The 26,515-nt window shown below is 66.5% G+C and carries 23 protein-coding genes; 10 read left to right on the top strand and 13 right to left on the bottom strand.

Translation table 11 applies throughout. The features are described from left to right. Nucleotides 1-97: 97 nt before the first annotated feature. Nucleotides 98-1,108 (bottom strand): endonuclease domain-containing protein, encoded by a 1,011-nt coding sequence (locus MHX64_RS07255; RefSeq protein WP_239356590.1) that lies wholly within the window; start codon nucleotides 1,106-1,108, stop codon nucleotides 98-100. A 123-nt stretch (nucleotides 1,109-1,231) separates the two neighbouring features. Between MHX64_RS07255 and MHX64_RS07260 the strand changes: the two genes are divergently transcribed. The 3 genes from MHX64_RS07260 (at nucleotide 1,232) to MHX64_RS07270 (ending at nucleotide 4,108) form a co-directional block, all read left to right on the top strand. Further along, the gene (locus tag MHX64_RS07260) at nucleotides 1,232-3,070 is read left to right on the top strand and encodes a YPDG domain-containing protein (RefSeq protein ID WP_239356589.1); all 1,839 of its coding nucleotides are present in this window, start codon (nucleotides 1,232-1,234) and stop codon (nucleotides 3,068-3,070) included. A gap of 27 nt (nucleotides 3,071-3,097) precedes the next feature. Next, the gene (locus tag MHX64_RS07265; protein WP_239356588.1) at nucleotides 3,098-3,514 is read left to right on the top strand and encodes a hypothetical protein; all 417 of its coding nucleotides are present in this window, start codon (nucleotides 3,098-3,100) and stop codon (nucleotides 3,512-3,514) included. A 159-nt stretch (nucleotides 3,515-3,673) separates the two neighbouring features. Next, nucleotides 3,674-4,108: a hypothetical protein gene (locus MHX64_RS07270; RefSeq protein WP_239356587.1), complete on the top strand. Its 435-nt coding sequence runs from the start codon at nucleotides 3,674-3,676 to the stop codon at nucleotides 4,106-4,108. A gap of 62 nt (nucleotides 4,109-4,170) precedes the next feature. Here MHX64_RS07270 and gyrB read toward each other — a convergent pair whose 3' ends face one another. From gyrB to dnaA, 5 genes are all read right to left on the bottom strand, one after another. Beyond that, nucleotides 4,171-6,270: a DNA topoisomerase (ATP-hydrolyzing) subunit B gene (gene gyrB / locus MHX64_RS07275; protein WP_181889410.1), complete on the bottom strand. Its 2,100-nt coding sequence runs from the start codon at nucleotides 6,268-6,270 to the stop codon at nucleotides 4,171-4,173. A gap of 146 nt (nucleotides 6,271-6,416) precedes the next feature. Further along, nucleotides 6,417-7,013 carry a DciA family protein gene (locus MHX64_RS07280; RefSeq protein ID WP_239356586.1) on the bottom strand — a complete coding sequence of 199 codons (597 nt, stop codon included), beginning with the start codon at nucleotides 7,011-7,013 and terminating at the stop codon, nucleotides 6,417-6,419. After that, complete coding sequence (gene recF, locus MHX64_RS07285; RefSeq protein WP_239356585.1) at nucleotides 6,997-8,178, bottom strand: DNA replication/repair protein RecF; 1,182 nt, start codon at nucleotides 8,176-8,178, stop codon at nucleotides 6,997-6,999. The genes MHX64_RS07280 and recF overlap by 17 nt, the downstream gene beginning before the upstream one ends. Before the next feature lie 3 nt (nucleotides 8,179-8,181). Continuing rightward, the gene (dnaN, locus tag MHX64_RS07290) at nucleotides 8,182-9,366 is read right to left on the bottom strand and encodes a DNA polymerase III subunit beta (protein ID WP_239356583.1); all 1,185 of its coding nucleotides are present in this window, start codon (nucleotides 9,364-9,366) and stop codon (nucleotides 8,182-8,184) included. 612 nt (nucleotides 9,367-9,978) lie between these two features. Beyond that, nucleotides 9,979-11,541, bottom strand: coding sequence for a chromosomal replication initiator protein DnaA (dnaA, locus tag MHX64_RS07295; protein WP_239356580.1), 1,563 nt, complete (start codon nucleotides 11,539-11,541; stop codon nucleotides 9,979-9,981). A 744-nt stretch (nucleotides 11,542-12,285) separates the two neighbouring features. Between dnaA and rpmH the strand changes: the two genes are divergently transcribed. The 7 genes from rpmH (at nucleotide 12,286) to MHX64_RS07330 (ending at nucleotide 16,750) form a co-directional block, all read left to right on the top strand. Continuing rightward, nucleotides 12,286-12,423, top strand: a complete 138-nt coding sequence (gene rpmH / locus MHX64_RS07300; RefSeq protein WP_034996682.1) for a 50S ribosomal protein L34 — start codon at nucleotides 12,286-12,288, stop codon at nucleotides 12,421-12,423. A gap of 13 nt (nucleotides 12,424-12,436) precedes the next feature. After that, entirely contained in the window at nucleotides 12,437-12,793 is a 357-nt protein-coding gene (rnpA, locus tag MHX64_RS07305; RefSeq protein WP_239356578.1) for a ribonuclease P protein component, read from the top strand. Continuing rightward, entirely contained in the window at nucleotides 12,793-13,080 is a 288-nt protein-coding gene (gene yidD, locus MHX64_RS07310) for a membrane protein insertion efficiency factor YidD (RefSeq protein ID WP_239356576.1), read from the top strand. Before rnpA ends, yidD begins: the two co-directional genes overlap by 1 nt. A 9-nt stretch (nucleotides 13,081-13,089) precedes the next feature. Beyond that, on the top strand, nucleotides 13,090-14,055 hold the full coding sequence (gene yidC / locus MHX64_RS07315) for a membrane protein insertase YidC (protein ID WP_239307366.1): 966 nt from the start codon (nucleotides 13,090-13,092) through the stop codon (nucleotides 14,053-14,055). An 82-nt stretch (nucleotides 14,056-14,137) separates the two neighbouring features. Then, entirely contained in the window at nucleotides 14,138-14,770 is a 633-nt protein-coding gene (gene rsmG / locus MHX64_RS07320) for a 16S rRNA (guanine(527)-N(7))-methyltransferase RsmG (protein WP_239356574.1), read from the top strand. Beyond that, nucleotides 14,771-15,706 (top strand): ParA family protein, encoded by a 936-nt coding sequence (locus MHX64_RS07325; protein ID WP_239356573.1) that lies wholly within the window; start codon nucleotides 14,771-14,773, stop codon nucleotides 15,704-15,706. Nucleotides 15,707-15,709: 3 nt separating this feature from the next. Beyond that, nucleotides 15,710-16,750 (top strand): ParB/RepB/Spo0J family partition protein, encoded by a 1,041-nt coding sequence (locus tag MHX64_RS07330; protein WP_239307369.1) that lies wholly within the window; start codon nucleotides 15,710-15,712, stop codon nucleotides 16,748-16,750. Between the two features lie 108 nt (nucleotides 16,751-16,858). Here the strand turns inward: MHX64_RS07330 and MHX64_RS07335 are convergent, their stop codons facing one another. From MHX64_RS07335 to MHX64_RS07365, 7 genes are all read right to left on the bottom strand, one after another. Beyond that, entirely contained in the window at nucleotides 16,859-18,037 is a 1,179-nt protein-coding gene (locus MHX64_RS07335; RefSeq protein ID WP_239356572.1) for an N-acetylmuramoyl-L-alanine amidase, read from the bottom strand. 43 nt (nucleotides 18,038-18,080) lie between these two features. Further along, nucleotides 18,081-18,404 carry a thioredoxin gene (gene trxA / locus MHX64_RS07340; RefSeq protein WP_239356571.1) on the bottom strand — a complete coding sequence of 108 codons (324 nt, stop codon included), beginning with the start codon at nucleotides 18,402-18,404 and terminating at the stop codon, nucleotides 18,081-18,083. A gap of 9 nt (nucleotides 18,405-18,413) precedes the next feature. Further along, a complete protein-coding gene (trxB, locus tag MHX64_RS07345; RefSeq protein ID WP_239356570.1) occupies nucleotides 18,414-19,415 on the bottom strand; it encodes a thioredoxin-disulfide reductase in 1,002 nt (333 codons plus the stop codon). A gap of 11 nt (nucleotides 19,416-19,426) precedes the next feature. Next, on the bottom strand, nucleotides 19,427-19,990 hold the full coding sequence (locus MHX64_RS07350; protein WP_239356569.1) for a sigma-70 family RNA polymerase sigma factor: 564 nt from the start codon (nucleotides 19,988-19,990) through the stop codon (nucleotides 19,427-19,429). A 71-nt stretch (nucleotides 19,991-20,061) separates the two neighbouring features. Further along, nucleotides 20,062-23,370 (bottom strand): murein biosynthesis integral membrane protein MurJ, encoded by a 3,309-nt coding sequence (gene murJ, locus MHX64_RS07355; protein ID WP_370642096.1) that lies wholly within the window; start codon nucleotides 23,368-23,370, stop codon nucleotides 20,062-20,064. Then, nucleotides 23,367-25,784: a DUF6049 family protein gene (locus MHX64_RS07360; protein WP_239356568.1), complete on the bottom strand. Its 2,418-nt coding sequence runs from the start codon at nucleotides 25,782-25,784 to the stop codon at nucleotides 23,367-23,369. The genes murJ and MHX64_RS07360 overlap by 4 nt, the downstream gene beginning before the upstream one ends. Continuing rightward, nucleotides 25,781-26,512, bottom strand: a complete 732-nt coding sequence (locus MHX64_RS07365; RefSeq protein ID WP_239356567.1) for an NUDIX hydrolase — start codon at nucleotides 26,510-26,512, stop codon at nucleotides 25,781-25,783. The genes MHX64_RS07360 and MHX64_RS07365 overlap by 4 nt, the downstream gene beginning before the upstream one ends. Nucleotides 26,513-26,515 lie beyond the last annotated feature (3 nt).

A 26,515-nucleotide genomic window follows, 5' to 3' on the forward strand; every position in this document is an offset into this window, starting at 1 on the left:
CCACCGACCGAAGCTGCCTCGGACAGCACGTCCGGCTCCGGGATCAACACTGGAACATCGAGCAAAGTCATGAACAAAACCTCCTACGGATCGTTGTTCACAACCAGCCTGACAGAGAGGGTTTGTTGTCGATTCGTACAAAACCGCGCTGGGTGAGGATGACCCGCAGCTGGCCAACCAACAATCCCAGCGTGTTTTGCGTGTACCGCAGAGGAGTCCACTGCTGGACCGCAAGCTCCCGGTCGACGGTGTTGTCATAGATTCGTTGCTTCTGTTCCTCGTGATGGATGCCGTCGTAGAACAACGCCAGCCGCGCTTCCGGGAACCCCAGGTCGGCGCGGGTGAGCGGCCGCCCGTCGGCGTGAAACTCAACCTGCTCCTCCAACCGGAGGTCGAATTCCTTGGCCACCTTGGCGGCCAAAAACCGCATCTCGGTCTCTTTCGGCGAATCAGCGCGCGCGCTCGACGCCTTGAGCACCGACGCGAGCCACCGGGTAGCCACACGGTTGTGCCCCGATTCGGCGATTTCCTCAGGGGAGATGCCGAGGAATCTGCGGCATGCGTCGACGAGCTGGACCGCGCGCAGAAACACCTCTTCGTCCTCAGGTGCATGCACGGGCCACGAGCACTGCTTTGTGCGGATGAGCTTGAGCGCTTGCGCCGCCGCCACTGGTGGCGCGGCAACCTTGATGTGCTCGCCGCGGCACAGAACATGCCACGTCTCCCCTGGTCGTAGGGGTTTTCTTATCATGGTAGGAGCGAACTGGGTCCCCCACTTCTTGCGCCCGCACGTGGGCGAGATCAGGACAGTGTCGTGCGCGTCCACAAGGTACGGCAGCCCGTAGAGCGCCAGCGCGCCGAAACCGGCAACTGTGGTGCCCGGGTGCGTGAGCGCGTGGGCGGCCGCGCGGTACTCGGCAGGGACAGGGTAACGCACCTGGCGCGGGTGGCGGACGGAATCGCGGATGACAACGCTGTCCGGGCGCAGCACGTGGCGCGGCACCTGAAACTTCCCGTTCACGCTGGTCATTCCAGGTAGGAGACGCCCCGGGTTCGCGTAGAGCAACGCGCCGGCAGTGGTGGCCATGCCGTTGTAGAGGTGGGTCATGGCTAGTTAGACGCTCGCAACCGCCCGGCGGTTCCCTCTCAGGCAGCGGCTGAGTTGTCGTGCTTTCCCCAGCTCAAGGCGTATACTGCTGCTCATCCCGCATTGTTTTCCGAAAGGCTTCCCATGTCTGCCAAAAAATTCGGCCGCGCGGCCGTCGCCGTCGCCACTGCTGCCTCGCTGGTGTGCGGCGGCGCAACTGTCCCCCACGCGCTCGCGGAGACCACCCAGGTCCAAAGCATCGATTCCCTGAGCTGGCCAGACGTCCGCGTCACCCCGGGCGGGGAGGTGAAGGTGATGCCGGAGGGCGAGTTCTCCAGCGACGTGCGCTTCTCCGGCAACCGCGACTACTTGGGCTATAGCTTTACGACGGAACCGCGCACCGGCGAAGTCACCATCCGCGTCGCAGACGACGTCTCCCCCGGCGAGCGCACGATGTTCACCGTCAAGGTCAGCGACGGCTTCCGCTCCGTACAGCGCACGGTGCAGGTGAGCGTGGTGGATCAGCTCGGCGAGATGGCCCAGAAATACCCGGTTGAGTACTACGCGGTGTACACCTCGCTCGACCAGCCCGTAGCGGAGCCGCTTCAGGGTGAGGTGCCCGAGGGCACCACGTTCTCCGTTGTCGCGCCGGAGCACTTCAAGGCTGAGGTGGACGACAAGGGCACCCTCACCGTGACCCAGACGGACTTCCTCCGTTTCCGCTCAAACACCGCCGCGGCTGTGACGGTGCACTACCCGGACGGCTCGGAGGCCACTAAAGAAGTGACGCTGATGACGACGGATCTTGATGAGCAGTCGCGCGACGAGCTGGGTTACGACGAACTTGCCGCTTTCTTCGAAAACCCCGATGACTACAGGATTCTCCCGTACTGGGAGCACACCGTGATGCGGGGTGATGAGACCGCGGTAGCGCAGTTCGACGACTCGTCCTCTAATGCCGTGAGCTTCAAGTTTCGCGAGGACTTAGTCCCCTACCTGACCAAGCGCTTCGACGTGTACGTCGATAGGCAAACAGGCGAAGTGACGATGACCCCGAAGCGGCCCATGAAGACCTCGGGCTCGCAATTTTTCGTCCCGGTGGAGGTGACCTACAGCGATCAGAGCGTTGGCCTGGGTTCCGCGGTGTTCGAGATCGGCGAGCCGGGGTTGTGGGACAATGAGCGGGCCGAGTTGGGGTACAAGAAGGTGGAGGCACCCACGCCGGGGCCATTTACTGCGAAGCTCGAAGGAGACTTCCCTGAGGGCACCTGGTTTGAGCAATTCGGGGAATTCGAGCCGGGCTGGACTATCGACGTCTCCCGCACCACAGGTGAGGTCATCGTGACTCCCCCAAGCAACACCAAGCACAACATCTCTTTCGAGGTGGGTGTCGCTGCACACTTCCCGGACGGTTCTATGAGCATTCTGGACGCCCCGTTCCGATTGGTCGAGCCGGAGAACCCGCAGGCCCACAACGTGTTAGTGACCTACCCGTATGCGAAGCTGCACCCCGGTGAGACCGTCACTTTGTCGCCTGAGGGATTACCTGAGGGCAGCATTGTCGTGCCGAAGTATCTGAATCATGCCGACCGAGACGGCATCGAAATTCACGTCGACCGCACCACCGGTGCCCTGACCATATCGGCAAAGCCAGATGCCGAATCCTCCGAGCGCGCAAGCCGCCTGACTCTGGAAGTCGTCTTCAAGGACGGCTCCAGCAGGAAGGTCAGCGCGAACTTCAAGGTCACCGACCCGGAGCCGGAGGTCACGCCCGAACCAGAGCCGACACCAGAACCCACCCCAGAGGCGACACCAGAACCGACGCCGACCCCCGAACCCACAACCCCGACCGACGTCCCCCGGGACGAGGGCTCCAGCACCGGCGGCATCATCGCCATCGTGATTGGTGTGCTGGCCGCGATCGGCGGGCTGGCGTTCGCCGCCAAGCCGCAGCTGGAACAGATGGGACTCTGGCCCCGCTAGCCCACCCCACCGCCTAACATGTTCCCCATGAAGAAAACTGTTGCGGCGCTGGCGGCCGCCGCCCTCCTCGCCGCCCCCTCCCCTGCGTTTGCGCAGGACACGGCTATTTCGCAGCTGTCCTCGACGAGTTCGAAGGGTTCGTCCAAGCCGAATTACTACCCGGACTACGACAAGGACGTGACCGCGCCCGAGAAGCGCCCGCTGGAGGGGTCCTACACGGGTTCGGCGCCGATTTCGCTGGCGATCGCGCTGGCCGCGACGGCGGTTGCCGTGCAGCTCATCGTGGATTTCGTGCCGCAGGCGCGCGAGGCGGTGGACAACCTGGCGGAGCAGTTTAATCTGACGCAGGTGCCGGGCTCGTCGGAAGGCAACCGCCTGATTCCGGCGAAGGAGATCACGGCGTTCGTGCAGTCCTACGTGGACCAGTACCTCCCCCAGCGTTAGCTCCGCCACACAGCCTGTGTTACGGTTGTGCGCGTTGTGGTTGCAGTGAACCCACGAGAGCCATGTGACTGATGTGGCAATAGAGGTGCTGCGGTGGAAGAGCTGCAACCGAAAACGGCCGGTCCCGCACCGGCCGTTTTTCCCGTTAAACTGACGGGCATGACTGATCTTTCCCAGCTGCTCGACGCAGCCAAGCGCCCCCAGGTCGTCCAGGAGATCACCACTCTTGTCGACGACACCGTTGCCCGCCAGTCCGGCCTCACCGGCATGGCCCTGAAGTCCGCCGTCGCCGCGGGCAAGAAGGCCGACGCCGACGCAATCTCCAAGGGCGTGAACAAGTTCCTCCCGCAGATCGTGGACGAGCTGAACCCGCACTGGTCCGATTACAAGAACAGTGGCGAGCAGGACTTCGGCCAGTTCTTGGCGGGCCGTGAGGATGACGTCGTCAAGGCAATGCTCGACGCAGGCGACAAGCAGGCGGATTCCATGCCCGGCGCCATCAAGAAGGTGTACTCGACCCTGCGCGGCAAGGCCGCGAAGATCGTGGGGCCGTCGTTGCCGCAGCTCGGTGAGATCGTGGAGCGTTTTGCTTAACGACGTCTAAAGTCACCAACGCCCCAGCGAAACCATTCGCCGGGGCGTTGATTTTTTGGCGCTTACACGTCCAGGAAGCGCACGTCTTTGGCCTTGCGGGTGATGAAGCTGCGGCGGGCCGCAACGTCGTCCCCCATGAGGATGGAGAACAGCTCGTCGGCGCGTTGGGCGTCCTCGATATCCACGCGGCGCAGAATGCGGGTCTCCGGGTCGAGCGTGGTCTCCCACAGCTCCTTGGCGTTCATCTCGCCGAGGCCCTTGTAGCGCTGGATGCCGTCGTCGGTGTTGATCTTGCGGCCGGCCTCCAGGCCCTCCGCCAGCAGCGCGTCGCGCTCGCGGTCGGAGAAGGCGTAGCCCGGCTCGCCCTTGCCCCACTTCAGCTTGTACAGCGGCGGGTTAGCCAGGTAGACGTGGCCGTTTTCCACCAGCTCCGGCATGAATCGGAACAGCAGGGTCAAGAGCAGGGTGGCGATGTGCTGGCCGTCCACATCCGCATCGGCCATGAGCACGATCTTGTGGTAGCGCAGCTTGGCGATGTCGAACTCGTCGTTAATGCCCGTGCCCAGCGCGGTGATGATGGCCTGGACCTCGGCGTTCTTCAGCACGCGGTCCATGCGGGCCTTCTCCACGTTCAGGATCTTGCCGCGCAGCGGAAGGATCGCCTGGTGCATGGAGTCGCGGCCGCCCTTGGCGGAGCCGCCCGCAGAGTCGCCCTCCACGATGAACAGCTCGGACTTCGACGGGTCCTTCGAGCGGCAGTCCGCGAGCTTGCCGGGCAGGCCGCCCAGGTCGGTGGCGGACTTGCGGCGCACCAGGTCGCGGGCCTTGCGGGCCGCCTGGCGGGCCTGGGAGGAAGACACCGCCTTGTTCACGATGACCTTGGCCTCGGCCGGGTTGGCGTCGAACCAGTCGGAGATGTTCTCGTTCACCGCGCGCTGGACAAAGCCCTTGACCTCGGTGTTGCCCAGCTTGGTCTTGGTCTGGCCCTCGAACTGCGGGTCGGCCACGCGCACGGAGACGACGGCGGCGAGGCCCTCGCGGCAGTCGTCGCCAGTAAGGTTGGGCTCCTTGTCCTTGAGCAGCTTGTGGTCGCGCGCGTAGCGGTTCATCAAGCTTGTCAGCGCGGCGCGGAAGCCCTCCTCGTGGGTGCCGCCCTCGTGGGTGTTAATCGTGTTGGCGAACGTGTGCACGGACTCCTTGAAGGAGCCGTTCCACTGCATCGCCACCTCGGCCTCCAGGCCGTCGCCCTTCTGGTCGAAGCCGATGATGGTCGGGTGGATGGCCGTCTTCGACTTGTTCAGGTGCTTGACGTAGTCGACCAGGCCGTCCGGGTAGTAGAAGGTGACCTTCTTCTCGCGCTTCTTCTTCACGTCCGGCGCGACCTCGTCGCCCGGCTCCACCGTGTCGCCGTCGCCGTCCTGGTCCACCTCGGACGCGTCGACGGTCTCGGTGGTGTCGTCGAACGAGTCGCCGTCGATAGCCGCCGCGGTGTCGCCCTCCTCGGCGATCGCCTCGAGCTCCAACTCCTCGTCCGTGACGCGCTGGTCCGTCAGCGTGATGGTCAGGCCCTTGTTCAGGAAGGCCATCTCCTGCAGGCGGCGCGAGATGGTGTCGTAGTTGAAATCGACGGTCTCGAAGATCTCCGCGTCCGGCCAGAAACGGATGGTGGTGCCGGTGCCGCGGGCGTTGCCGCCCTCCTCCAGCTTCTCCGGCACGGCCATCTCAAACTTCTGGTACCAGTGCTTGCCGTCGCGCTTGATGTCCGCCTCAACGCGGGTGGATAGCGCGTTGACCACGGAAATACCCACACCGTGCAGGCCGCCGGAGACCGCGTACGACTCCGAGTCGAACTTGCCGCCGGCGTGCAGCTGGGTCATGACCACCTGCACCGTCGGGGCGCCGGACGGGTGCATCTCCACCGGGATGCCGCGGCCGTTGTCCACGACCTCGACGCCGCCGTCCTCCAGCAGGGTGACGTCGACGCGGTCGGCGTAGCCCGCCATCGCCTCATCGACCGAGTTGTCCACGACCTCCCACACCAGGTGGTGCAGGCCGCGCACACCGGTGGAACCGATGTACATGCCCGGGCGCTTGCGCACCGCCTCGAGGCCCTCGAGGATGGTGATCGATGACGCGTCGTAATGGGGTTGCTGCTCTGCCACTTTCGGGAAGCTCCTCCATGCGTGAATGTGGGCCGAATGTGTAATTCAGGCCCGTTGAACCTGTCCCATATTACACGGTGAGGGGGCCATAACGGGGAGGTGTCCAACGCGCGAGAGGGCGTTTCACGCGCGTTTTTCGCCTGCCCCTACCCGTACGTGTCTCGCGGGCCGCGGCCCTTCACGTGCAGAGGCCCGTACCGCCAGCTCTTCGTCTTCGGCCCGTACACGTGCAGCTTGGTCACCACGTCCGGCCCGACCTTCGCCGCGATCGCCGCGAGGACTTCGCGCTGCATGTACTTCATCTGCGTGGCCCAAGCGGTGGAATCGCAGGTGACGTGCACTTCGCCGCCCTTGATCATCTCCACGCGTGTGTGTTGGCCGATCTTCTCGCCCACCAGCTCGGCCCAGTGCCCCATGACCCAGCCGTGCGCCATCTTCTCGGTCCAGTCGCGTTTGCGGATTTCGGTGCCCAGCAGGTTGGAGAAAGAGGAAACTTTGTAGCTGCGCGGCAATGCGCGCCCGTCCAGGCCCGTGGGGATGCCCCGCACATTTGCTTTGCGACGATCCTCCGGCACGTCTAATCCCGGCACCGTGATGCCCGCCTTTGGTCCGTCGTGAAGCGATGGTTTATTGCGCCTGGGGATGGTGCTGGTGCCCTGGCGGGAGAGGTCCGGCAGGGGGCGGCCGCGTTTGCGCGCGGTGGCGCGGACTGTGTCGAAGCTGCGCTTAATCAGATCGCTCAATGGCGCTCACCCCGTCCTGCATGGTCACGGCGTAGCGCGCGGCGACGGCGTCGTCGAGGTTGCCGGGCAGGTCGTCGCCCACCGCGGCGGTGACCAGCACCTGCTCCGCGTCGGCGGCGACGTGCACGAGGCGCTCGCGACGCTTGGCGTCGAGCTCGGCGAAGACGTCGTCGAGGATCAGCACCGGGTCGGTGCCGTCGCTGGCCAAAAGCTGGTATTCGGCGAGGTGCAGCGCCAGCGCGTAGGACCAGGTTTCGCCGTGGGAGGCGTAGCCCTTCGCGGGTTGGTCGCCGAGCATGAGCGCCAGGTCGTCGCGGTGGGGACCCACGAGGGTGGCGCCGCGGTCGATCTCGTCCCTGCGGCGACGCCCCAGCTCAGCGAGCATGGCGGCCTCGAACACCGCCGGGTCCCGTGTCGGCCCGCCGTTGAGCTCGGTCACCGCCCGGTCGAGCGTGGAGCTGTACGCCACCGATGCCGGGCGCGACTCCGGGGCGACGGACTGGTAGGCCTCGGTGATGCGCTCGGCGAGCTCGTCGACGAGGCTGAGCCTTCCCGCCACCACCTGCGCGCCAAGTGCGGCGAGCTGGCCGTCCCACACGTCCAGGGTGGAAAGCGCGCTGGCACCGTCCTCGTCCTGGTAGCCGCGCCGCAGCGCCATGTTCGAGCTCTTCAGCAGGGCGTTTCGCTGCCGCAGCACCTTCTCGTAGTCCGCGCGGGCGCCGCCGAGGCGGGGTGTCCTTAAAGCGGCGAGGTCGTCAAGGAACTTCCGGCGCTCCGCAGGCTCGCCCGTGATCAGACGCAGATCCTCCGGCGAGAACATCACCACTCGCAGCACGCCCAGCAGTTCGCGGGCGGACTTGAGCCGGGTGCGGTTGATCTGGGCCTGGTTCGCGCCGTGCGCCTTGATCAGCAGGTGTGTGGTCAGCGCTCGTCCGTCGTTGACGGTGGTGGCGGACACGCGGGCGTTCTCGGCGCCGGCGTGGATCAGCGGAGCATCCGTCGATACGCGATGGCTCGACAGCTTCGACGAATAGTGGACCGCCTCGACGATATTGGTCTTGCCGTGGCCGTTGCGGCCCGCGAAAACGGTCACGCCCGGCTCAAGCTTGAGATTCAGCTCGGGCCACGAGCGGAAATCACGCAGATCGAGCTCGCGGACGTGCATGGGCTAGCCCGGCAGGCGAACCGGCATGAGCAGGTAAGTGAAGTGCGTGTCCGGGGTCGGGAACGTGCCGTCCTCGCCGCGCTCCGGCAGCTCCTCCGGCTGCGGGATCATGATCGCCGGGCGGGAGGCCTCCGTGAAGCCGAACACGACGCGGTCGGTGCCGATGACCGACAGGCCGTCGCGAAGATAGCCCGCGTTGAACGCGATGAGCAGCTCATCCACGCCCGTGAACGCGGCCTGCAGCGTCTCCTGGGCCGCGCCCGAATCCGCGCCGGAGGAGAACAGCGTCAGCTCGCCCTCCTTGAAGTGCATGCGCAGCTGCGCGTTGCGGTCCGCGACCAGGCTCACGCGGCGGATGGACTCCAAAAGCGGCGCGACCTCCACCGACGCGATCGCCGTGTGCGTCTTCGGCAGCAGCGGCGCGACGTTCGGGAAGTCCGCATCCAGCATGCGGGTGGTGGTTTCGCGGTTGCCGGTGTGCAGGCCGAACAGGCCGTCGCCGCCGATGTTGTCGGCCGCGCCCGCTGCGAGCTCCACCGGGTCGTCGATGGAGGTGTCCAGCGTGCGCGCGTTGTCCAGCAGCGTCTTCGCCGGGACGAGCAGGTCGGCTTTCACGTCCGGGCTGGTCGGCTCCCAGGTCAGGTGGCGCTGCGCCAAGCGGAAGCGGTCCGTGGCGGTGAGGGTGACATTCTCGCCGTCGATCTCCACGTGGATGCCGGTGAGCATCGGCAGCGTGTCGTCGCGGCCGGCGGCGGAGGCCACCTGGGTCACCGCGCCCGTGAGCGCCGCCGGGGAGATACGGCCCGTGACCTCCGGCAGGTGCGGCAACTGCGGATAATCGTCCAGCGCGATCAGCGGCAGTTCGAAGCGGGAGGAACGCGCTTTGAGCGTCATCACCTTGGAGTCGGTGGAGACCTCGATGGCGTCGTTCGGCATGGTGCCCACGATGTCCGCCAGCAGCTTGCCGGCCACCGCGACGCGGCCCGGCTCGTTCACCTCGGCGCCGATGCGCACGCGGGTGGAGACCTCGTAGTCGAAGCCCGCGAACTCCAGGCCGTTGTCGTCGGCCGTAATCACAACCGCGCGCAGCACCGGCTGCGTCGACTTGGTGGGCAGGCTGCGCGCGACCCACGCCGCGGCGTCCGCGAGCTCATCCTTATGGACGCGAAACGACACATTGTTGTCCATGACAGCGCAGTCTCCTTAGGCATTCTTGGCATTTCGGGCAGAGCCAGATCGGACACCACTCTACATTTGTGTTTCGCCCGCGCGCACTCTGCCTATCGACGCATCACCTCCCGGATCGCCGCCGAGATTGCACACCCTCTCTTTCTCCAGATTGAATTACAAGAAGTAAAGAGGGGAACAACAGTAGGTGTTGGGGAAACTGTGGATTGGGCCGGTTTTGCACCGGTGGCACGGCGTGTCGCGCGTGTGATTTGGGTTGTGGATAACTTGTGGATAAGTGCGTCACCCTGTGGATAGATTTTCCGGCCCTTTGAAATTACACAAACGGAACCGCGTTCTTCCACCAGTTATGCACACACTGTCCCCAGCTTTCGCTTGTGTGACTTCGGTTACAATGTGACGCATTTGGCTAAACCACATCGCTGTAATTACACAGGTGTGGATAGGGCTGTGGAGAGTGGTACGGAAGTGGTTTGCCGGTGCCCCTCATCAGGCACCACAACGACAAACCCTGGGAGCCAAAGCCTGGGAATGCGCGAAAAACGCACGATCCCAGGCTTTGGCTCCCAGGGTCTGCGGAGATGGGAGTGGGTCCGCCGCCTAAAGCACGAACTAGCGCGCGCGGGTGCGGGCGCGGTTCTTGATCACCTGCGTGAGTTCCTGGATCTCGTCGTAGGTGCCGCGGTTTTCCGTCATTTCCTTGCGGATCTTGCGATCCGCGTACATGACGGTGGTGTGGTCCTTGCCGCCGAACTCGTCGCCGATTTTGGGCAGGGACAGTTCGGTCAGTTCGCGGCACAGATACATGGCGATCTGGCGCGCGTGGGCGACCTGCCTGGTCTTTCCGGCGCCGACGAGCTGGTCCAGGGAGACCTGGAAGTACTCCGCGGCGGCGTCCTTAATGGCGTCGGCGGTGATGTTGACGTCGCCTTCGTCGGGAAGGATGTCGCGCAGTGCGACCTGGGCGACTTCCATGGTGATCGGCTCGTTGATCAGCGACGAGTAGGCCGACACGCGGATCAGCGCGCCCTCGAGCTCGCGGATGGAGGACTCGAACTGGGAGGCAATGAGCTCCAGCACGGAGTGGTCGACCTGGGTGCCGTCGGCTGCCGCCTTCTTCATCAGGATGGCGATGCGGGTTTCCAGGTCCGGCGGCTGCACGTCGGTGATCAGGCCGCCTTCGAAGCGCGTCCTCAACCGGTCTTCGAGCGTGGTCAGCTGCTTCGGCGGCCGGTCGGAGGACAGGATGATCTGCTTGTTTGCCTGGTGCAGCGCGTTGAAGGTGTGGAAGAACTCTTCCTGGGTGCCTTCTTTGCCTTCGAGGAACTGGATGTCGTCGACCATCAGGATGTCCAGGTTGCGGTAGCGCCGCTTGAAGGATTCTTGGCGGTCGTCGCGCACGGAGTTGATGTAGTCGTTGGTGAATTCCTCGGAGGAGACGTATTTGATGCGCAGTCCCGGCTGCAGCACGCGCGCGTAGTTGCCGGCGGCGTGCAGGAGGTGGGTTTTGCCCAGGCCGGAGCCGCCCCAGATGAACAGGGGGTTGTAGGCCTTGGCGGGGTTTTCGGCGACGGCGACGGCGGCGCCGTTGGCGAAGCGGTTGGACGAGCCGATGACGAAGTTTTCGAAGGTGTACTTCGGGTTCAGGCTGGCTTCGCGGTCGGGGTCGTGCGCGGGTTTTTCGCGGGGGATGCGGCGGTCCACGGTGGGGTGCGCATTTGCTTCTCGACGGCTCCCTGCCACCTGGGCAGCATGCATCTGCGCCAATTCGTCCAGGCCCATGGGGATCTGCTCCCCCGCCGCCGGCGCTTCAACGTGGGATTGGGTGGGCTGCCAGCTGGGTTCCGGCGTCGGCGCCGGCTGCTGAACAGGTTCGGGCTCCGGCTCCGGTTCAGGTGCGGCGACGGAGACGGCCAGGGCGTAGGGCTGGCCGGTGTGGGAGGACAACAGTGCCGTGATGTGGGGAGAAAGGGACTCCTCAATGACATTTTTGGCGGCTTGGTGGGGTGCGGAGAGTAGGGCGTAGCCGTCGACAAGCACGACCGGCTTCATCAGCCGCAGGTATGCGCGCTGCTGGGGGGTCAGCGTGGGTACGGACGAGGTGGCCTGCTCCGAGAGGCGCAGCAGCTCGTCGACGACGCCGCGCCACAGGTCCTCGAGGTGTTGGTCCGCCAACGTCGTCTCCAGTCTGTTCCTGTCTACATGTGCAATCCACAACTTCGCTCGCCCGCTCGGCGCGCTGCCACCTGCTGTTCCACAGTGTTATCCACAGGTGTGGATACTTTAGCAGCGAGGGTTGTCCACAAGGTCCACGCGGCCTGTGGATAACTGTGTGTGAAGATTTACACCTCCTTGACCTGCACAAATAACAAGTTTTTGGCGAAAGTCTCAACCGGTACTTCACAGTTATCCACAGCCCTGTGCATCCCCGGGCTGTGCGATTGTGGTGATTGCTTTATTGTTACCCGCTCCGACCTTGGGCTGTCGAAACTTCGCCAGGGCCGGTTTTTGTGGATAACCCGCCGCGTCGAACAGCTGTCCACATACTGCCAGCCCTCTCGCAGGGTGCGGGGAGGATTTCCCGCCCCACCTGCGAAAAAACACATTGTTGTAATTACGGGGGTACCCGATTGCCCCTGGAAAAAAGTGCGCGTGTTGATTTGGCCGGGGAGCACAAATTCGCGTAGTCTTAACCCCGTCTTTACGTCGGTTGCACCGGCGTACATCTGAGAGCACCGCCCCCGCCGGGCACCGGGCCGCTTGAATCAAGGCGAGCTGGCGAAGGCGCTGCACGCGAACTGCGCTCCAGTTTCGGAGCCGAACCGCAATCTCAACGCAACGTTTCACATTTGGAACGGCCACTTCCCCGGGAGGCTTTGACGAGCCGCCGGCTGTTCACGACTGCACAAGGAGTCCACCGTGTCTAAGCGGACTTTCCAGCCGAACAACCGTCGCCGCGCACGCAAGCACGGCTTCCGTGCCCGCATGCAGACCCGCGCTGGCCGCGCCATCGTTTCCGCGCGCCGCAAGAAGGGCCGCGCAAAGCTGACGGCATAGTTTCAACCCGAGCGTGTTACCCCGCCCGCACAAACTTTCTTCCTCCGCAGACTTCAAAGTTGCGATGAGGAAGGGTGTGCGCGCGGGGTCTCGCACGTTAATGGTGCATCTGCACCAGCGGAAAGACCCCGTCATCCAGGGCGGGCCGCGCTTCGGGCTGGTGGTGTCCAAGCAGGTGGGCAACGCCGTGACGCGCCATGCCGTGTCGAGGAAGTTGCGGCATGTGGTGGTGGAGCGGGAGCTCGTCGATAAGCTTGAGCGCTCCTTCGACGTGGTGATCCGCGCCCTGCCACCCGCCGCCGCCGCAACGAGCGACGAGCTCGCGCGCGACCTAGAAAAAGCCCTGGACAAAGCGCAGAAGAAGCGCTAATGGCCTACTTCAACTTCGCCGGTGGCGAAATCCCCGCCGCGAAGGGGCCCGCGGCGAAACTGCTGGTGGCGCTGATTCGCGGTTACCAAAAGTACATCTCACCCCTTAAGATGGGCGGGACGTGCCGTTTTATGCCAGTATGCAGTGCGTATGCGCTCGAAGCCGTGTCACGCCACGGAGCGGTGCGCGGCGGCGCAATGGCCGCGGCCAGGCTGTGCAAATGCGGGCCCTGGCACCCCGGCGGCTACGACCCAGTGCCGGGCAGCATTGAAATGAGTGAGGAGTAACACCGAAACGTGCTGAATTTCATCTATTGGCCGATTTCCTGGGTGCTGAGGTTCTGGCACGAGGTTCTCGGCTTTGTCATCCCCAAGGATTCGGGCATCTCCTGGATCTTGGCCATCGTTTTGCTCACCTGCACGGTGCGCCTGCTGCTGCTCAAGCCGATGGTCAACCAGATGCGCTCCACGCGCAAAATGCAGGAAATGCAGCCGCGGATGCAGGAAATCCGCGAGAAGTACAAGGGCGACCAGCAGAAGATCGCCGAGGAGACGCAGAAGCTTTACCGCGAAAACGGCACCAACCCGCTGTCGTCTTGCATCGTGCCGATCGTGCAGCTGCCCATCTTCATCGGCCTGTTGCACGTGCTGCGCTCCTTCAACCGCACCAGTGAGCTGGGTATGTCCGTGGAGGAGAACCGCTCCACCGCGAACTACGCCTTCCCGGCGGAAGACGTGCAGTCCTTCCTGGACGCGGACTTTTTCGGCGTGCCGCTGTCCGCATACATGTCCATGCCGCAGGAGGCCTTCGCGGCGTTCGGTAACGCGGATCTGACCCGCGCGCAGATCATCGCCGTGTGCCTGCCGCTGGTTCTGCTGTGTGCGGCGTTCACGCACCTCAATGCCCGCATTATGGTCAAGCGCCAGGAGGCCCGCAAGGCCGCCGGCAAGGGCCCGAAGCCGCAGGGCGAGATGGCCGAGATGATGCAGTCCCAGATGGGTCTGATGAACAAGATGATGATGTGGTTCTTCCCCGTCATGATCCTTGCCACCGGCGTGATCTGGCACATCGGCCTGCTGTTCTACATGCTCACCAACAACCTGTGGACGTTCTTCCAGACCATGTGGCTGAACAACAAGATGGACAAAGAAGAGGCCGCCGAGGAGGCGCGCAAGGTGGAGCTCAAGCGCACCACCGCCCCCGCCCCGGGCGCGCGCACCAAGGACCGCCGCACCAAGAAGCAGCGGAAGCAAGGTAAGTAACTTTCTGCTTATCGACGAACAAGTCCCGGCCCATTTTCGGCCGGGACTTTTTCATGTCGGCGGGCCGACTACAGTGTTGTGCATGTCGGATACCTCCCCTGCAGCCGCAGCCCAAGTTTTCGGAGAACGCCTCGGACTGGCCGAGGCCTACCACCGCTCTTTGGCCACCACGGCCGCCGAGCGCGGCTTCATCGGGCCCAAAGAGGTGGAGCGTTTGTGGGAGCGCCACATCCTCAACTGCGCAGTGATCGCGGAGGCGTTCGAGCCTGGTCTGAAGGTGGCGGACATCGGCTCAGGCGCCGGCCTTCCCGGTATCCCGCTGGCGATCGCGCGGCCGGACCTTTCCATCACGTTGATTGAGCCGTTGCTGAAGCGCTCCACATACCTGGGCGAGGTCGTTTCCGAACTGGGCCTGGACAACGTGACCGTGGTGCGCGGGCGCGCCGAGGAGCAGCCCAAGGCGGCTTTCGACGCCGTCACCTCCCGCGCCGTCGCCCCGCTGGGTAAGCTCGCCGGGTGGTCCATTCCGCTGCTGCAGGGCGGCGGGCACATGATTGCGATGAAGGGCGAATCCGTGGCCGAGGAACTCGAGCGCGACGCCAAGGCCATTGCGAAGGCCGGCGGCGGCGAGGCGGAAATCTTCACCGTGGGCGAAACCGTGCTGGAACAGCCCACCACGCTGATCCGTATCCAGCGCAGAAAGAAGGGGGCGTAGATGGAAAACTACGACGAGACTCCTGTGATGGAGGCGGCGATGCGCGCGGCGCGTGTGACGTCGAGAAGCGAAACGCTCCCGAAGCCGGGCCAGCCGCGCGTGATCACCGTGGCCAACCAGAAGGGCGGCGTGGGCAAAACCACCACCAGCGTGAACCTGGCTGCCGGGCTGAGCAAGCAGGGCCTGAAAGTGCTGGTGATCGACCTGGACCCGCAGGGCAACGCGTCAACCGCGCTCGGGGCGGAGCACACCTCCGGCACCACGTCGAGCTACGAGCTGCTCATCGGCGAGGCCGAGGCCTCCGACGCCGTGCAGCCGCACCCGGACAACCCGAACCTGTTCTGCATCCCCGCCACCATCGACCTGGCCGGTGCGGAGATCGAGCTGGTGTCCATGGTGCGGCGCGAATACCGCCTGCACGACCAGATCCGCCGCGGCTTTTTGGACGAGCACGGTTTCGACTACGTGTTCATCGACTGCCCGCCGTCGCTCGGGCTTTTGACCATCAACGCGATGACCGCGGTGGATGAGGTGCTCATCCCCATTCAGTGCGAGTACTACGCGCTCGAGGGCGTGGGCCAGCTGCTGGGCAACATCGGCATGATCCGCGAGCACCTGAACAACAACCTGCACATCTCCGCGATCGTGCTGACCATGTACGACGCCCGCACCCGCCTCGCCGCCGACGTTGCCGACGAGGTGCGCGGCCAGTTCGGTCAAGTGGTGCTAAACAACGTCATCCCCCGCTCCGTGAAGGTCTCCGAGGCGCCCGGCTACGGCCAGACCGTCATCGACTACGACCCCGGATCCCGCGGCGCCCTGGCCTACTTTGACGCGGCGAAGGAGCTGGCCACCCGCGGCGACTACCAGCCGCACCCCACCACCGGCCCGATCGGCGTGAGCCCCGAGGTCTACAACCAGCTCGAGGAGGAGTAACCAATGGCAGAACGCAAGGGCGGCCTCGGCCGCGGACTGGCGGCGCTCATCCCGTCGGCGCCGTCGGACATCGACAAAAACGGCAAGACCCCGGGCATCGGCGGCGGCGCCTCCGACGTGATTTTTGGCAAGCAAGCACCCAAGCCTGACGACGCACCAAAGGGTGCCCCCAAGAAAGTCCAGGGTGCCCCGACAGTGTCCGCCAAGCGCGACAAGGTGATCCAGCCCGTGCCGGTCGGCGCGCGCTACCAGGAGATCCCGGTCGGGCAGATCATCCCCAACCCGAAGCAGCCGCGCCAGGTCTTCGACGAGGACGAGCTGGCCGAGCTGGTCCACTCCATCCGCGAGTTCGGCCTGCTGCAGCCCATCGTCGTGCGCGACACGCCCGAGGGCTTCGAGCTCATCATGGGCGAGCGCCGCTGGCGCGCGTCCTCCAAGGCCGGCCTGAAGCACATCCCGGCGATCGTGCGCGAGACGTCCGACGAGGACATGCTGCGCGACGCGCTTTTGGAGAACATTCACCGCGTCCAGCTCAACCCGCTCGAGGAGGCCGCCGCCTACCAGCAGCTCCTCGACGAGTTCGGCGTGACCCAGGAGCAGCTCGCCGACCGCCTGGGCCGCTCGCGCCCCGTGATCACCAACGCGATCCGCCTGCTCAACCTGCCCGTGGGCGTGCAGCGCCGCGTCGCCGCCGGGGTGCTTTCCGCGGGCCACGCCCGTGCGCTGTTGGGCATCAAGCTTGGCGACGGCACCGCCGACGCCCAGGCCCAGCTTGCCGACCGCATTGTCGCCGAGGGCCTTTCCGTCCGCGCGACGGAAGAGGCCGTGTCTTTGATCAATTCGAACGGCAAGGTGCCGGATAAGCCGAAGCGCCAGCCCGCCCCGCAGCCGGAGTACCTCACCCGCGCCGCCGATTCGCTCGCGGACATCTGGGACACCAAGGTGTCGGTGACCATGGGCAAGCGCAAGGGCAAGATCGTGGTCGAGTTCGGCGACAAGGACGACTTCGAGCGCATCATGGGGCTCATCCAGGGCACCGACTAGCGGCGGTTAGTCGGTGTTCCTGACAAATTACGGCGGCCGTTTGCGTCGACCTGGGGGTTTAGGGGCTGCCTGACAGATTCCGCCGCGAAGTGTCGGGCGACTCCGCCGCTAGGCGTGCTTTTCCTCTCGCAGCAGCTCCTTGAAGGAGTAGGTGCCGGTGGGCCGGTTGTCGTGGTCGAGTAGGTAGAGACGCTTGACGGCCACCACGACCGCTTCGGCGATGGCGTCGCGCTCGTTGGGGTCGGTGAGCACGGCTAGGTCCCCCGGGTTGGTCAGGTAGCCGGCCACCAGCTCCACCGACGGCATCCGGGTCATGCGCAGCATCTCCCAGGTGCGGGCGTGGTTGCGGCAGTTCTGCAGCTGGGTGCGGGCGGCGACCTCGCGCTGGATGTAGCCCGACAGCGTCTCGCCGGTCAACGACGAGCTGCCCTTCTCGGAGCCGAAGTAGAAGGTGGCCACGCCGTTGGCCTTCTCGTTCTGGTAGGAGTCCAGGCGCAGGGAAATGAGCAGGTCCGCCTTGAAGCCGTTGGCCAAGTCGGCGCGCTGCTTGTTGGAGGGGTTGTCGCCTCGGGGTCGCGACAGGATGGTTTCCATGCCGGCGGCGACCATGCGGCCCTCGATGCGCTGGGCCAAATCCCAGAGGATCTCCTCCTCCGTGATGGGGCCGTACGGGCCGTCGACGACCAGGCCGCGGTCGGCGCCGCCGAGGTCCGGGTCGATGACCACGCGCTTGCCGGTCAGGTTCGGGCCGGCCTGGCGCACGGTCTCACGCTCGCGGATGGCCTGCGCGGACCCGCCGGTGATGCGGCGGCCCAGAAGCGACAGGGCGTGGAGGGTGTCGGGGCCGCACACGCCGTCGTCCTCCAGCCCGGAGTTGAGCTGGTAGTTCATCAGCGACTCGTAGGTGCGCGGACCGAAGCGGCCGTCCACCCGGTGCGGGTAAAAGCCCAGCTCGTGCAGCTGGGACTGCAGCTGCCCGACGTCGTCGCCGACCATTTCCTGGCCGGGCTGGTAGCTCAGCACGCGCGCGCCGAGGGTGTAGGACGCCTCGCGCAGCTCGCGCAGCGTCGCCGAGTCGATGGTCCCGGTGGGCACGATGCCGCGGGATTGTTGGAAGGCTTTGACGGCTTCGCACAGGATGTCGTCGTAAAGCATCTCGGCTTCGGAGAAGCGCCGGGTGGAGTCGATGTCGCCCTCGTAGCCGTCTATCAGGCCCAGGCGGGCTAAGGACATCCGGACCTCGGCGACCCGTGTGCTGGAGTCGCCAACGCGCAAAATGTCTTGCATGCGGGCCTTTCTAGTTGGATGGACAGGGTCAGTCTACGCGCCGCTAGAGCTGCGCCTGAATCTTGGAAACGATCTCGGATTTCGGGCGCACGCCGACGAACTCGTCGACCTTTTTGCCGTCCTTGAACAGCATGACGGCGGGGATGGACATGACCTGGAACATGGCGCCGAGCGCGCGCTCGTTGTCCACGTTGACCTTGGCTACCTTGACTTGGCCGTCCATTTCCTGGGCGATCTCGTCGAGCAGCGGGGAGAGCTTGCGGCACGGCCCGCACCACTCCGCCCAGAAGTCCACGAGCACCGGGGTGTCCGCCTCGATGACCTCGTTTTTGAAGGTTGCTTGGGTCACATCAACTGGTGCGTTCATGCGGACAGTCTACAGCGCCGCCAGGTAGTGCTGTGCGTCCAGCGCGGCGCGGCAGCCGGCGCCGGCGGCGGTGATGGCTTGGCGGTAGGTTTTGTCCACTAGGTCGCCGCACGCGAACACGCCTTGCACGCTCGTGCTTGTCGACGGCTCCGCCACCTCAACGTAGCCCCCCTCGTCAACGGCGACCTGGCCGTCCAGGAACGCGGAGCGCGGGTCGTGGCCGATGGCGACGAACAGTGCGGTGGCGTCCAGTACGCTTTCCTCGCCGGTGACGGTGTTGCGGATATTCAGCCCGCCGACCTTGCCGTCCGCCTCCACCACGGAGTCCACCACGGTGTCGGTGAGGAACTCGATCTTGTCGTTCTCGCGGGCGCGCTCGAGCATGATCTTGGAGGCGCGGAAGTTCTCCGAGCGGTGGATCAGGGTGACCTTGGAGCCGAACTTGGTCAGGAAGGTGGCCTCCTCCATGGCGGAGTCGCCGCCGCCGACGACGGCGATGTGCTGGTCCTTGAAGAAGAAGCCGTCGCAGGTGGCGCAGGTGGACACGCCGCGGCCGGTCAGCTCCGTTTCCCCCGGGATGCCCAGGTGGCGCGGGGCGGCGCCGGTGGCGAGGATGACGGCGCGGGCTTGGAAGACCTCGCCGTCCACCACGACCTTTTTGATGTCGCCGGAAAAGTCCACGGACTCCACCATCTCCTGGCGCAGGTCCGCGCCGAACTTCTCGGCCTGGGCGCGCATGTTGGCCATGAGGTCCGGGCCCATGATGCCGTCCTCGAAGCCGGGGAAGTTCTCCACCTCGGTGGTGTTCATCAACTCGCCGCCGTACTCGTAGCCCTCGAACACGAGCGGTTTCAGCTCCGCGCGGGCGGCGTAGAGGGCGGCGGTGTAGCCGGAGGGGCCGGAGCCGACGATGATCAGGTCGTGCACCTCGTCGGTGCTGGTGGTAGCGGCTGCGGGCGCGGGTGCCGCATCGGTCTGCGGGGTGACAAAGTTGAAGCCGGGGGAAGTCATGGTTGCAGATCTTAGCGCGCCGGCGCCGCCTCCCCTATCGCCGCGGCGACGGCCTCTCGCGCCCGGTAACGCCGCGACTTCACGGTGCCGGGTTGCACCCCGAGTTCGGCCGCAGCGTCGCCGACGCTCATGCCCGCGACGTCGATGAGCCACAGGGCTTTGCGCTGCGCCTGCGGCAGCACCGCCAGGGCTTGGCGCATGGCCATGGTGCGCTCCATGTTCTCCATGGGGTTGTAAGCGAGGTATTTGTTCGCGTCGATGTCCACGTGGTCGTTGTCGTCCAGGCTGTACTGGGCGCCGGCGCGGCCGTTCTTGCGCTGGTGGTCTATCGCCGCGTTGATGGTCATGCGGTGCAGCCACGTGGACAGCTTCGCCTCCCCGCGGTAGGTGTGCAGGCTGCGGGCCGCCTTGAACAGGGCGTCCTGGACAATGTCCTGCGCGTCCTGCTCGTTGCGCGCGAAGTTGCGGGCGGCGAAGTACATGCGTTTGCGGTGCCGCCGCACGATGAGCGTGAAGGCTTGCCGGTCCCCTCCCAGGTAGTTCGCCACCAGCTGCCGGTCGTTGATGTAGTCCATGGTCCCCCCAAATCAGTTGCCCCCACTATGCCCCGGCCCTAGTCCCCCTGGCTAGGGCCGGGGTGCGCATTTCAGTGGACAACCACGCGGCCCACCAGCGAGACGTTCTTCACATCCGTCTCGCCGTCCACCTTCAGCACCACGCGCAACAGCGGTTCGGTGGTCTCCACGTCGGCGCTGATCTGGCCGTTCCGCAGCTTGCCTTCCGCGATCACGGGCGGGTGCGCGGTCTCCTGCTCTGCCGGCACGCCGTAGAGGGTGTAGTTGGCGGAACCGGAGGCGTCGATAAGCACCTGCTCCAGCGTGAACGTCGAGCCGTCCTCGGGGGTGAACTGCACGGAGCTGTCGTCCAGGACCTCCATGTCGAGCGGGCCGATGACCACCGGCATGCGCGCGTCGCGCGTGGTCGTCGTGGGTGCGGCCGACGGGCGGTCCACCACGTCCTCACCGGAGACGAAGTCCACCAGGTAGGTGGTCAGCACGCCCACCAGCACCGCCGCGATGACGGCGGCGAAGGTGAGCAGGCCGATGGTCACCGGGCCCATGGTGCGTCCGCCGAAGCCGCCGCGCAGCTCGTCCGGGTCCTCCACGTGCTCGGCCACCGGCTCGACCGGCTCGTAGATCTCCACCACCGGGATCTCGTCCGTCGGCGCGTCCTCGTTGGGCACCGGCAGGTTCGCCGCCTCGTAGAGCGCGCGCTCGATGTCGCGGAAGGCGGCCTGGTCCACCGCGTCCGCGTCCACGAGCGCGCGGGTGCGGGCGGTGACGTCGTCCAGGTCGTCGGAGCTGACGTTGCTGGTCAGAAGCGTCAGCGCGGAGGCGAAGGACTCCGCGTCCGTGGCCGGGCTGGCGTCCGGCAGCACCACCGGGAACGCCAGGCGGACGTGCCCTTCGTGGTCGATGCGCAGCTGCTGGCGGTTGTCCAGGCCCAGCGGCACGTCCGCCTCGTGCGCCGCCGCCATCGCGCCGGCCAGCGGTGCCAGCGCGTTTGCCACGGCCTCGGTGTGCAGCGTCTGGCCGGATTCCGCCACGGCCTTGACCGAGGAGCCCTCCACCCAGTCCGCCACCACCAGGGCGCCGGAGCGGTAGGACAGGATCTCAATATTCTCGGCCACCGCGGGCAGGTGCAGCTTGGCCATCTTGCGGGTGCGCCGCGCCACGCCGGCGGCCTTCAGCGCAGCCTCGCGCGGGGTGGCCGGGGCCATCGGCGCGGAGCCGGTGGTGTCCACGAACGTCAGCGCCACATCTCTGCCGGTGGCCACCTCGCGCGCCTGCCAGAAGCGCGCGCCGGTGCTGGCGCCGTGGTCGCGGATCAGGCGGAAGCGCCCGTCGGACACGCCCGCACCCGGCACCAGGCGCGGACCGCGGACCACACCGGCGGACATCGGTGGCGGTACCGGGGAGGCGTTGAAGGTGTCGGCGGCGAGGAACTGGTTGGACACGTCCCGCGGGTCCGCCTCGCCCACCTCGAGCGCGCGGTCCTCGTCCGGGCGGATGATGCGGCTCATGCCCGGGATGCGCTGCAGCGCGCGGCCCAGGTTCTGCACCTCGGGCAGCTTGGAGCGCGACAACACCAGGCCGGTGACCACCAAAAACAGCACTCCGAGCATGACGACCTCGATGAGGTTGCCCAGGCTGGGGGCACCGATTAAGCGTCCGAGGGCCTCGGGCAGGTGCAGGCCGGCGACGTCGCGAAGCAGCCAGCGCACACCGAAGATCACCGCAACACCCACGAGCGCCGCTGCCACCGCCCAGATGGAGGTGCGCAGCACGTCGCCGGCGCGCAGGGTGCCCAGCTTGCGGCGCAGAAGCAGCGCGCCGATGAGCGCGCCGGCGACGAAGCCGAAGCCGTTGGCCGCGCCGAGCAGCACCACCACGTGGCTGGGGTCCTGCGCGATGTACGGCGCGAGGGCGGAGAGCAGGATCTTCGTGCCGGTGATGCCGGCGATGATGAACGTGGGCGTCCACGCTTCCTCGCGGGCGTAGAACACGCGCAGGTGCAGCATCACCAGCGCGTACGGAATCAGCGTGAACGAGGACGCGGAGATGGTTTGGCCGAGCAGGTGCGCCGCCTCGGGGCTGAACGAGCCGTAGGCGAACAGGGCGTGGGCGATGTCGGGGCCCAGCGCCGTCATGAAGATGATGATGGGGATCAGCGCGATGAATGTCAGCTTCGTGCCCATGGTCAGGTCCGCCACCACGGCTGCGTCGTCGCCGTCCGCGGCGTTGCGGGACATGCGCGGCATGATCGCGGTGAGCAGGGTGACGCCGATGATGCCGTACGGCATCTGCAGCAGCATCCAGTGCTGCTGGTAGATGAATTGCGCCGCCGCGTCCGCGTTGAACGCGATGCGGGAGGTAATGACGTAGCCGAACTGGCTGATCGCCACGTAGGTGATGATCGCCAGCGCCATGCCGCCGAACTGCTTCAGGCGCTCGTCGATGCCCCACAGCGGCCGCAGGTCAATGCCCAGCTTGCGCAGCGCGGGCAGCATGATCAGGCACTGCACCACCACACCAGCCGTGGTGCCAAGGCCCAGCAGCAGCACGTGCGGATTGCTTATCGACGTCGGCGCGGCCGGGTTCAGCTGCCCCGGCAGCGCCATATACGCCACGAGCACGGCGATGGAGACGATGTTGTTCGCCACCGGGGCCCAGGCGCCGGGCCGGAAGTGCTCCTTCGTGTTCAGGATGGCCATGAACAGGGAGAACATGCCGTAGAAAAAGATCTGCGGCAGCACCAAGAACGCGAACGAGGTGGTTTGGACGAGGTTGCCCTGCGAGTCCTCGTCCATCATCATCCTGGTCAACAGCGGCGCGGCCGCCACGGCGACGACCGTGACCACCGTCATCAACGTCAGGGTGAGCGTGAACAGGCGGCGGATGAAGGCCGCGCCGTTGTCGGCGTCTTCCTTCTCCGCGCGCACCAGCACCGGCACCACTAGGGCGGTGAGCACGGAGCCCAGCACGATCTCCGTGATCAGGTTAGGCAGGGTGTTGGCGGTGTTGAAGGACGCCGCCACCACTTCGCCGAGCGCCGCGCCGATGAGCACGGTGCGGATAAACCCGGTGATGCGCGAGATCAGGGTGGCGACGGCCATGGAGCCGGTGGCGCGCACGACCTTCTCCCCGCCCTCGGCGGCGGGTTCTTCCTCGGCTGCCTGGGGCTCGGCTACAGCGACTGCCGCCGTGCCTGCGGCTACCGTGTCGGCGGTCTGCGGCGGCGCGATGGTCTCGCCCTTGGGGCTGGTGGTCAGCAGCGACTTATCCGGCGCGCCGTCCTCGAGCTCTTCGCGCGCCGGCTTGGTTTCGCGCGGCGCCGGCACCGGCGCTGGCGGCGCTGGCGCGACAATGCGCCGGCGCAGTCCCTGTTCCGTCACTTGGTTCTCCGATTCTTACGTTGTTTGGCTCGTTCCCGTTCGCGTCCGGAAGGCGGGCTGCCCCGCGCGCCGCGCACCGCGATCACCACCAGCACGGCGGCCAGCATTAGCGCCGCCACGGCGAGCCAGCGGCCCACCGTGAACCGGGTGGTGCGCACGGCGATGTCCACCGGCTGGGAGATCGCCTGCCCGTTTGTGCTGGCCAGGTACAGGTTCAGGTCTGTGCTGCGGGAGGTTTCGGGCAAATCCGCGGTCATCTGCACGGTGACCGACCCGCGAGCCGGGATGCGCAGTACGTCGGGCACGTGCAGGCGGGCGTCCGCCGGCCCGGAGAAGTTGATGGAGGTCTCCACCGGCAGCGGCAGCCCGTTGCGGGCCACGATGAGAAGCGGGCTGGAGTTGGAGGTGCGTGTGTAGACGTTGCCGGGCGGGATCAGGTCCACCGCCGAGCGAAGGTCGCCCAACGCGGCGCGCGAGGCGCCGAGGCGCTCGCTGGTGGCCTCGACCGCGTCGCTATAGCGCGACATTGAGCGGCGCTGGCCGATGGACAGCGCCTGCAGCAGGTCCCGGCGCAGCGGCAGGGTAAACCCGTAGCGCGTGAGCGCGATGCTGGAATCCGGCACCATCAGCCCGGTCAGGTCGTTGATGAACCCGGCCTGCTGCGTCACCTGCAGCACCTCCGCGTCGGTGAACGCGGTCGGGTCCGTGTGCTCCGCGGGCTGACCCCCCGGCGCGGCATCCACCGGCGCGTCCAGGTAGGCGCCGAACGCCATGGGGTGCGCGCCGGCGCCGGTGACCAGCTCCGCCACGGTGCCCAGCACGGCGGCGGCGGTGTCGGCGTCCCAGTTCGCGGGCGGGTTAACCAGGATCGGATCCGGGTGCTCCTCGGCATCCCCCGCCACCCAGGCGGACTGGGCGGCCAGGCGCACCGCGGCGGCGGCGTTGGTGTCGCGGGCGGCCTTGGAATCCACGGCGTAGTTGTAGCGCAGGTTCTCTTCTGAAAAGCCGGTGGTTTCGGGGTCCACGCCAGTGGCGGCCAGCACGGTGGCCAGGGAGGACTGGTAGCCCACCGTCATCACGCCCGGCGCGATCCAGCCGGCCTGTCTGCCCGGGGCGGCGCTGAGCACGCGCACGGGCTGCTGCGGGGCGGGTGCGGCGGCGCCGGAAAGGTCCGCCATGTCGGCGCGCTCGAGGGCGCTTTCGGACCCGTCGTGCTCCTCCTGCACGCCCGCCGCCTCCGCGCGCTCCCACGCGGCCTGCATGCCTTCCTCCATGACGGTGGAGCGCGAGTGGTCCGCCCAGCCCAACGCCGGCGCGGTGCCGTTTTCGACGTAGCCCGTGCCGGTGACCACGGTGTTGAGCGTGCCGGCGGTGCCCAGCACGCGCTGCAGCACGAACGGCCCGCGCTCCACGGCCTCACGCATGAGCCACTTGTCGCCGGTGCGCGCCACGGCGTTCAGGTCAGCGTTCGCCCACGGCAGCGACACCACGCAGCCGGTGGCGGCGATGTGGCGCACCTTGTCCAGCCACACCTTCGCGTCGTCCGCGCCGGCGCCGGGTTCGCCGTCGGGGTCGGGCTCCCCTCCCCAGGAGTCGCGCAGGCGCTTCGGTTCTTCCACCACGGCGGGGCGTTCGTCGTCGACGGTGTAGCCGTGTTGCATGCGGTCCACGGTGTCGATCAGCGCCGGGTCCAGCGCCACGCAGGTGGCGTAGCCGACCTCGGGTGTTTGCGCGGCTTCGATGTACTGGTCCACCAGCTTGCTCAGCCGCCCCTCGGGCGCGAGCTGGCCGGCCAGCGAGTCGTTCGCCAGGACCAGCGGCTGCGTCTCGGGCGCCTCGCCGGTCTCGCCGGGCAGGATGTCCACGTCGGCGGTCACCGGGTACAGCGCGGTCAGCTCCGCGGCACGGACGTTGTCGCGGACGCCTCTCACACCCATATGGAAGCGGTCGGTGTCGAGCGGGGCACCGGAGGCGTCGAGAAGCTGCAGCATGATGGGGTACGTGCCCACATCCGGCAGGTCGAGGCCCAAGTCCATCTCGATCTCCAGCGAGTCCCCGGGGGCCAATTGCCTATCGACGTCACGCGCGTCCCCCACCACCTGATACTCCTGCGGGCCAGCGATGGCGGCGTAGCGCTGCTCCATCACCGTGGCCACCGCAGAGGCGCGGCGCGGGACCACGCTCAAGCCCTCGAGCGTGTCGCCGGAGTGGTTGGTCACGCGAAGTTTCACGTGAAACGGGTCGTGCGCGGAAACGGAGCGCGGCGCCTCGACGACCTCGACGCTCGCCTGCTCGCCCTCGGACGGGCGCACGGTCAGGTTCGCCCACTGCTCCGTCACTTCCGGGTTGTCCGGCGCCAGCGGCACTGCGGGGGCGGCGAGCACGACGGCAGCCAGCGCGGCGTACCGGTTCATCGCGGAGTTGCCCTTCCGGCCTTCTTTTCCTTCCTGGCCAGATCCGGCATCCGGTCGTACGCGATGCGGGCGAGCTTGCGCTCATCGGCGTAGGCGAGGTGCTCCATCAGGTCGCTCATGGGCACCCACGCCACCTCGGTGACCTCCGGGTCCTCGTCGTTGAACACGCCGTCGACATACCGCAGCAGGTTGTGGTGCACCGTCTTGTGGATGCGTACCCCGTCGGAGACGAACCAGTAGTCGATCGTGCCCAGGGTGTCGAAGGCCTCGCCGGTGATCCCGGTTTCCTCCCACACCTCGCGCTCGGCGGTGACCCACTGGTGCTCGCCGTTTTCCACGTGGCCCTTCGGCATGGACCACAGCAGCCGCCCGCGGCGGTCCAGGCGCCCGATGAGCGCGACGTAGATGCGGCTCATGTCCACCTTGCCGTCCTTGCCCACGGCCTCGGCCATGCCGGAGACCACCAGGCCGCCTGCCGAGGTCTCGTCGCGCGTCTCTATCGACGAATCGTGCTGCTGGTACTGCGACCTGCGACGATTGTGCTGTTTGCGCCCGCCGCGGGAGTTCTTCCCGCGGCGGTTGTTCCGCTTCCGCTTCGGCTTGTCTCCCTGCTGCTGTTGCTGCTCGGCGGGTTTGCCCCCGCGCCGGCGCCGCGGCCGGCGCTTACCGCCGCCGGAGCCCCCCTTGCCGCTGGAGGGCCCCGGAACCGGGCGCTGGTTGTCACTCATTCG

This window comes from Corynebacterium sp. ACRPZ (genome assembly GCF_022346205.1).
Lineage (GTDB): Bacteria > Actinomycetota > Actinomycetes > Mycobacteriales > Mycobacteriaceae > Corynebacterium > Corynebacterium lehmanniae.

What these genes read in the sequence shown, in the direction of transcription:
- MHX64_RS07255 (WP_239356590.1), bottom strand. Translation starts at nt 1,108, where the DNA reads ATGACCCACCTCTACAACGGCATGGCCACCACTGCCGGCGCGTTGCTC.
- MHX64_RS07260 (WP_239356589.1), top strand. Translation starts at nt 1,232, where the DNA reads ATGTCTGCCAAAAAATTCGGCCGCGCGGCCGTCGCCGTCGCCACTGCT.
- MHX64_RS07265 (WP_239356588.1), top strand. Translation starts at nt 3,098, where the DNA reads ATGAAGAAAACTGTTGCGGCGCTGGCGGCCGCCGCCCTCCTCGCCGCC.
- MHX64_RS07270 (WP_239356587.1), top strand. Translation starts at nt 3,674, where the DNA reads ATGACTGATCTTTCCCAGCTGCTCGACGCAGCCAAGCGCCCCCAGGTC.
- recF (WP_239356585.1), bottom strand. Translation starts at nt 8,178, where the DNA reads ATGCACGTCCGCGAGCTCGATCTGCGTGATTTCCGCTCGTGGCCCGAG.
- dnaN (WP_239356583.1), bottom strand. Translation starts at nt 9,366, where the DNA reads ATGGACAACAATGTGTCGTTTCGCGTCCATAAGGATGAGCTCGCGGAC.
- yidD (WP_239356576.1), top strand. Translation starts at nt 12,793, where the DNA reads ATGGCCTACTTCAACTTCGCCGGTGGCGAAATCCCCGCCGCGAAGGGG.
- rsmG (WP_239356574.1), top strand. Translation starts at nt 14,138, where the DNA reads ATGTCGGATACCTCCCCTGCAGCCGCAGCCCAAGTTTTCGGAGAACGC.
- MHX64_RS07325 (WP_239356573.1), top strand. Translation starts at nt 14,771, where the DNA reads ATGGAAAACTACGACGAGACTCCTGTGATGGAGGCGGCGATGCGCGCG.
- MHX64_RS07330 (WP_239307369.1), top strand. Translation starts at nt 15,710, where the DNA reads ATGGCAGAACGCAAGGGCGGCCTCGGCCGCGGACTGGCGGCGCTCATC.
- MHX64_RS07335 (WP_239356572.1), bottom strand. Translation starts at nt 18,037, where the DNA reads ATGCAAGACATTTTGCGCGTTGGCGACTCCAGCACACGGGTCGCCGAG.
- trxA (WP_239356571.1), bottom strand. Translation starts at nt 18,404, where the DNA reads ATGAACGCACCAGTTGATGTGACCCAAGCAACCTTCAAAAACGAGGTC.
- trxB (WP_239356570.1), bottom strand. Translation starts at nt 19,415, where the DNA reads ATGACTTCCCCCGGCTTCAACTTTGTCACCCCGCAGACCGATGCGGCA.
- MHX64_RS07350 (WP_239356569.1), bottom strand. Translation starts at nt 19,990, where the DNA reads ATGGACTACATCAACGACCGGCAGCTGGTGGCGAACTACCTGGGAGGG.
- MHX64_RS07360 (WP_239356568.1), bottom strand. Translation starts at nt 25,784, where the DNA reads ATGAACCGGTACGCCGCGCTGGCTGCCGTCGTGCTCGCCGCCCCCGCA.
- MHX64_RS07365 (WP_239356567.1), bottom strand. Translation starts at nt 26,512, where the DNA reads ATGAGTGACAACCAGCGCCCGGTTCCGGGGCCCTCCAGCGGCAAGGGG.